Below are 6512 nucleotides of genomic sequence, written 5' to 3' on the forward strand. Positions count from 1 at the left end.
ATCTGTAAACCTGAAAATCTCAAGCAAGTAGGGGTTTAGCACTGCTAAACCCCTACATTCATACCCAGAATGGGGATATTCTTTTGGTAGAAAATCCCATCTTGTGAACCTAATTTTTAATTACTAGGGTTACCAGAAGGTTCACGGTGGGCAATTTTTAACTTGGGTTTAGGACTACCGCTAATGCGTCTGTCATCGTTGCCTTTGCCTTCTTTAGACCAAGAAGAACGGCCACCGCGACCACCACCAGAACTGCGTTCACGGTCTGAACCATCACCACGTTTGTTAATTCTGGGTTTGGGAGTTGGGCTTTCGTCAACGGGTAAGTCTACACCAGATAATAACCAAGCGGGACGGGTTTGATCGTAAGCAATTTGTAATGCAGCAGCAGCGATCGCATGAGCATCATATTGTTCAATCATTTCGCTGATAATGGGCAAGAAGGAAGCTAACCGTTCACCAGCTAAAGCTTCTGCTACTTGTCCTTTCAACTTCTGAATATGTTGCGCTTCAATCTGTGCCTTAGTAGGAATAGACAGAATCTGCCAAGTTTGACGGTTATGGCGTTCAAATGCCTGTTGTTTGCGGCGTTCAAAGGATTGAACTAAGGAAATTGCAGTTCCTTCCTTTCCTGCCCGACCTGTCCGCCCAATGCGGTGAACATAAGTTTCGACGCTATCAGGTAAATCAAAGTTGATCACATGAGAAAGTTGATCAACATCTAAACCTCTAGCTGCAATATCAGTCGCTACTACCCAGCGTACTTGACGGTTACGGAAGCGAGTTAATAAACGTTCTCGGGCTTGTTGGGACAAATCACCATGATATTCGTCTACACTGTGGCCAGCAGATTGCAATTGACTGGTTAATTCTGCGGCGGTGCGACGGGTGCGAACAAAGATCAAAGCTGTTTCTGGATCTTCCATTTCCAAAATTGGCTGTAAAGCTTTTGCTTTTGTCCAATGACGGGGAATGATGTAAGCAACTTGATTGATTTTATTCGGTGTGGCTTTGGGTTGTTCAACGGTAACAGTTACCGGTGAATTCAAAAACTTGTTCACCAACATCCGAATTGATGGTGGCATAGTTGCAGAAAATAATGCTGTTTGTCTTTCTTCTGGTGCTTGAGAAAGAATTCTTTCCACATCATCAATGAAGCCCATGCTTAACATTTCATCAGCTTCATCTAATACAAACCATCTCACTTGATCCAGTTTCAAATTACCACGATCTAGTAAGTCTATGACCCTTCCTGGTGTACCAACAACAATTTGCGCTCCCCGTCGCAACTGCATAATTTGGCGATCAATTGATTGACCACCATAAATGGCCGCTGCTTTCAAGTAACTATTACCAATAAATTGGGAAATAGCTGCATGAACTTGAATTGCTAACTCACGGGTAGGCGTTAAAACAATTGCTTGAACAGCTTTTTGGTTAGGATCTAACCGTTCTAACATGGGTAGAGAAAAAGCTGCGGTTTTACCTGTTCCTGTTTGGGATTGACCGACTACATCCCGACCATTTAATAGTTGAGGAATAGCTTGGGTTTGAATATTTGTAGGGGCAGAAAAACCCATACTTTCTAACAGTTCAGCACGTTCTTGGGAAAGGCCTAATTCTTGAAATGATAAACTCATTAACGCTCCTAGATTTTATTGTGAATTTTGGACTTGTAACCCGATACTTATTTGTAAATTAAGTCTTATACAACAGTAGATAGGAGAGGGGAAGATAATCTATCACTATTGACAACTTGACCATAGAGGTCATAGGCATCGGCGCTTTGAATCGCTACTTTGACGATGGTTCCTAGCCTAGCCTGTCCTTTAACATAGACTTGACCATCTACTTCAGGAGAAAATCTGCCAGAACGGCCGATTAATTCGCCCCCTGAAAAAATTGAATCGGGATTTTCCTGTTCAATCAGGACATCAACTATTTTGCCAACTTCCTGTTGATTTTTCTGGAAAGAGATTGGTTGTTGTAATTCCATTAGTTGATCACGGCGTGCCGTCATCACTTCTGCTGGAACTTGATCGGGGAGATCGTAGGCAGGAGTTCCCTCTTCTGCTGAAAAGGTAAAGACACCAACATGATCAAATTTATGTCGTTCGGTAAACTCTAATAAATGCTGAAAATGCTCCTGTGTCTCTCCAGGAAAACCAACTATGAACGTTGTTCTTAGCACTGCTGACGGTAGTGCGGTTTTGATCCGTTCCATAATCCCATCATTCACCCGTCCTTGCCAGGGACGGTTCATGGCGCGGAGAATATCTGGATGGGAATGCTGTAAGGGCAAATCTAAATATGGCAAACAGTTGGGGGTTTCTTGGATGGCCGCAATCACATCCGGTGTCAGTCCGGTGGGATAGGCGTAGTGCATCCTAATCCAAGGTATATCTACTTTACCTAAAGCTCGCAGTAATTCGGCTAACTTTGGTCTTCCATAAATATCTAAGCCGTAATTAGTGGTGATCTGGGAAATGAGAATTATTTCTTTGACACCTTGACTTACCAGTTGTTCGGCTTCGGCAACTATTGATTCAATGGTACGCGATCGCTGGTTTCCTCGCAAATGGGGGATAATGCAAAATGCACACCGATAATCACAACCTTCTGCCACCCGCAGGTAAGCTACTCCTTCGGTGGTTGTTCGATAGCGTGGTATGGTCTCATCGGCAATATAAGTGGGTTCGGCAGTAATTTCTTTAACTCTCTCTCCCCGCTCGGCTCGCTCGATGACATTAACGATTTTGTGATAATCTCCTGTTCCTACTACGGCTACGGCTTCTGGCAACTCTTCGAGTAATTGTTCTTGAAAGTGTTGTGCCATACAGCCAGTAATGACGATTTTCTTATTTGCTTCTGCCAGTTCTACCAGGGTTCTAACTGATTCCTGTCTTGCTGCTTCAATAAAACTACAGGTGTTAACAATTACGTAATCTGCTAATTCTTCATTGCTGTCTACACCATAGCCAGCATCTACTAGCAGCCCTAGCATATGTTCTGTATCTATTCGATTTTTCTCGCAGCCCAGGTGAGAAATTGCAATTGTTGGCTTTTCACCCATATTTTGACTAAATTTTCCGTTTTTTCCTTGTTAATTAACATTCAATTGTTGGATGGGGAATAAACAAAAACAGAATAATGTATCTAGATCAAGTACAAAACTGTCCACAAAAACCAAGGATCAAAAGGGTTTTACTCCTGACTCCCGCTGTAATTCCCACCCAATTACCCGTTACTAACTACCAGCATTAAGCTACATAACTAGCAACTTTATCAGTAAACAGGAACATACAACCATCATCTACTTTCTAAATAGAGGCTGTAGGATGATACTTTTACTAATTTGTTTCCCAGGGCAATCTTGAGTGTCTTTGGGTAAGTTGGACACTCGTAATATTTTTTAACAATTCGCTTATAGGCGTTTTATATTACCGAAGCGTGGGCTTTGTTAATCTACCCATCGGGAAGCCGACCAAGAGGTCTGTTGTGAGAAGCCGCTACCTCGATGGGAAATCGCAATGGCGACCACGCCTACTCAGCAGTAATGACGACCCGGAATTTATGAGTTAAATACCGGGAAACTGCCTGGCATCTTCACAAGTGGCAAACTCCTCTTGTAATCAATTCCTATCTTAACATATCTTATGAAAGGTTTACACCTAATTTCCATCTTCAGCAAGAGGCAGTAATTTGACGATGAAAAAGGAGGGGGCAGGGGAGCAGTAGGGGCGAACGGCCGTTCGTCCCTACAACCGTCAACTGTCACCTATTCCCTATTTTCTGTTCCCTAAAGCAACTTATTTTATTAGTATAAAAAGGCGGAAGGAATCTCAATCCTAGAGAATGTAGATTTTCTATGGGATTTTAGCTAATGCTTGATGAATCTCCCCCCTGTGGAGAGTGGAAATAGGTAAGCACTCTCAATTGTGCCAAGTAAATTAAAAACGTGGACTTACATCAGTTATTTAAAACCCGAACACCAATTATTGGCGTAGTACATCTGCTACCGCTTCCTACTTCAGCCCGTTGGGGAGGCAGCCTCAAAGCAGTGATTGATCGCGCCGAACAAGAAGCCACAGCCCTTGCCAGTGGAGGGATAGATGGGATTATTGTGGAAAATTTTTTCGATGCCCCATTTGCCAAAAATCAAGTTGATCCAGCAGTTGTGAGTGCCATGACTGTGATTGTCCAACGTATCCAAAATTTAGTGACTGTGCCTGTAGGGTTAAATGTGTTACGCAATGACGGCAGAAGTGCGATCGCTATTGCTAGTTGTGTAAAGGCACAGTTTGTAAGAATTAATGTTCTCACAGGTGTGATGGCAACTGATCAAGGATTAATTGAAGGGGAAGCTCATCAATTATTACGCTATCGTCGGGAATTAGGATCTGATGTGAAAATTTTTGCTGATGTCTTAGTTAAACACGCCCGTCCTTTGAGTTCTCCTAATCTGACGGTTGCTGTCAAGGACACTATTCAAAGAGGTTTGGCTGATGCGGTAATTTTATCTGGCTGGGCTACTGGTAGTCCTCCAGACCAAGAAGATTTAGAACTAGCTACTGCTGCGGCGAATGGGACTCCTGTATTTATTGGTAGTGGCGCGAGTTGGGAAAATGTTAGCACTCTCCTACAAGCAGCAAATGGGGTGATTGTTTCTAGTTCTCTCAAACGTCATGGTCAAATTCAGCAACCAATAGATCCCATTCGCGTCAGTCAATTTGTGGAAGCCGCTCGCAGACCTCTATTGTCTAAACTATGATGCTTTTGATGTTCTTGATTTAGATGATTAGCCGATTTCTGAACTAATTACCAATTACTAATTACCAATCACCAGTTACCCATTACCCATTACCAATATTATGATTCGTCGTCGTTCTACTCCTGGGATTTATAAATGGTCACGTCCGGCGATTGGAGCGATCGCTGGATTAGGTATCCTGAATACAGGTTATCTCACTTTTGAAAAGCTCACAGGGGGCAGTCCACTTTGCACTACACCAGAAAAAGTTAAAAGTTGTGCTGATGTACTTTCTAGTCCTTGGGGTACAGTTTTTGGCCAACCCTTAGCTTTGTTTGGTTTGTTGGCATATATCGGTATGTTTATCTTGGCTTTAGCTCCTTTGGCATTAAACTCTGTGGAAGGGGACAAAAACCGGAATCAAATAGAAAACTTGAGTTGGTGGTTGCTTTTAGTTGGGGCGATCGCTATGACAGTTTTTAGTGGATATTTAATGTATATCCTGGCATTTCAACTCAAGGCTCTATGTTGGTACTGTATCGCTTCGGCTTTCTTTGCTTTGAGTATGTTAACCCTCACCCTGCTAGGACGTGACTGGGAAGATATCGGGCAAATATTTTTTATCGCCGTGATTGTCGTTATGGTAACGCTCATTGGTACTCTAGGGGCTTATTCTGGCATTAATTACGATGGTACCATCGGATCTACCGATAAACCACGACAGATTACTGCTTTTACCTCCCAAGAACAGCCTAACCCTGAGTTTGGATGGGAAATAACCACTACTTCTGGAGAAGCAGAAATAGCCCTAGCGCAACATCTTGTAAAAGCTGGTGCTAAGGAGTATGTAGCCTATTGGTGTCCCCATTGCCATGAACAGAAGCTACTCTTTGGTAAAGAAGCCTATAAAATCATTAGTGATAATATTGGGGTAGAGTGCGCTGGTAATAGTCCCAAAGGTAAACCAGAATTATGTACAGCGGCCAATATTCAAGGTTTCCCGACTTGGATTATTAATGGTAAAAGTTATAGCGGTGTGCAAAACCTCGATGAATTAGCAAAAATTACAGGTTACACTGGCCCAAAAAACTTTAAATATTTCCGCTAGAGATAAGACTAGTGGTCTGTCAATTTTCTATTTACGGACAAAGATGCTTGAGACGGATACGGACATCCGCTGTTGTGAATGATTGCGTTGAATATACCAAGCCGTTGTTTCTTATTAGACCTGTCCGAAAATTTAAAAAGCAGTCTGTGTCTGGCTTTGAGGATGTTCTCATGTCAGCCAGACTTGATGTAATCATGAGGGCTAGAGATAGTTAGTGTTAGTATAGCCCGTAAAAAATGCTGATGGTTATTTCATAATCTGCATACTTTTAAAACATATCATGAGTTCGGTAAAACTAGAGAATCAATTCGTAATCTAACCAATCCACAAATCGTAAGTATTACTTTTTCATAAGTATCTTTATGAAGACGAAATCTTTCTGATGCTATGCGAAAAACTTTAATAATTCTTATGATATGCTCTACAAAAATTCGTTTACTGGACAGTTTTTTATTTGCCTCTTTCTGTTCATCTGTTAATTCTTTATTTCTGGGCTTTTTCTTAGGTGTAGTCATATTATCTCCACCTATATAAGCTTTATCTCCTTGAAATTTTTGTTGAGAATCAAATTTCTCTTGTTGATCTCTAAACAAAGAAATATCGCTAGTTGGTCCTGGCTTTCCTACTATCACATCTACTATATCTTTAGCTTTT

Annotated in this window: 5 protein-coding genes; 2 read left to right on the forward strand and 3 right to left on the reverse strand. The window is 41.8% G+C overall.

Annotated features, from left to right (window positions below; all coding sequences use genetic code 11):
* Nucleotides 1-116: 116 nt before the first annotated feature.
* Entirely contained in the window at nt 117-1640 is a 1524-nt protein-coding gene (locus CUN59_RS19820) for a DEAD/DEAH box helicase (RefSeq protein ID WP_104389449.1), read from the reverse strand.
* A gap of 65 nt (nt 1641-1705) precedes the next feature.
* On the reverse strand, nt 1706-3073 hold the full coding sequence (gene rimO / locus CUN59_RS19825) for a 30S ribosomal protein S12 methylthiotransferase RimO (RefSeq protein ID WP_104389450.1): 1368 nt from the start codon (nt 3071-3073) through the stop codon (nt 1706-1708).
* 885 nt (nt 3074-3958) lie between these two features.
* Here rimO and btpA point away from each other — a divergent pair.
* Both btpA and CUN59_RS19835 read left to right on the forward strand, forming a co-directional pair.
* On the forward strand, nt 3959-4771 hold the full coding sequence (btpA, locus tag CUN59_RS19830; RefSeq protein WP_104389451.1) for a photosystem I biogenesis protein BtpA: 813 nt from the start codon (nt 3959-3961) through the stop codon (nt 4769-4771).
* Nucleotides 4772-4871: 100 nt separating this feature from the next.
* Nucleotides 4872-5858: a vitamin K epoxide reductase family protein gene (locus CUN59_RS19835; protein WP_104389452.1), complete on the forward strand. Its 987-nt coding sequence runs from the start codon at nt 4872-4874 to the stop codon at nt 5856-5858.
* A 278-nt stretch (nt 5859-6136) separates the two neighbouring features.
* Here CUN59_RS19835 and CUN59_RS19840 read toward each other — a convergent pair.
* The coding region (locus CUN59_RS19840) for a transposase family protein (RefSeq protein WP_165790239.1) at nt 6137-6512 on the reverse strand (376 nt) is incomplete at its 5' end.

It is taken from the genome of Cuspidothrix issatschenkoi CHARLIE-1 (genome assembly GCF_002934005.1).
Taxonomy (GTDB): domain Bacteria; phylum Cyanobacteriota; class Cyanobacteriia; order Cyanobacteriales; family Nostocaceae; genus Cuspidothrix; species Cuspidothrix issatschenkoi.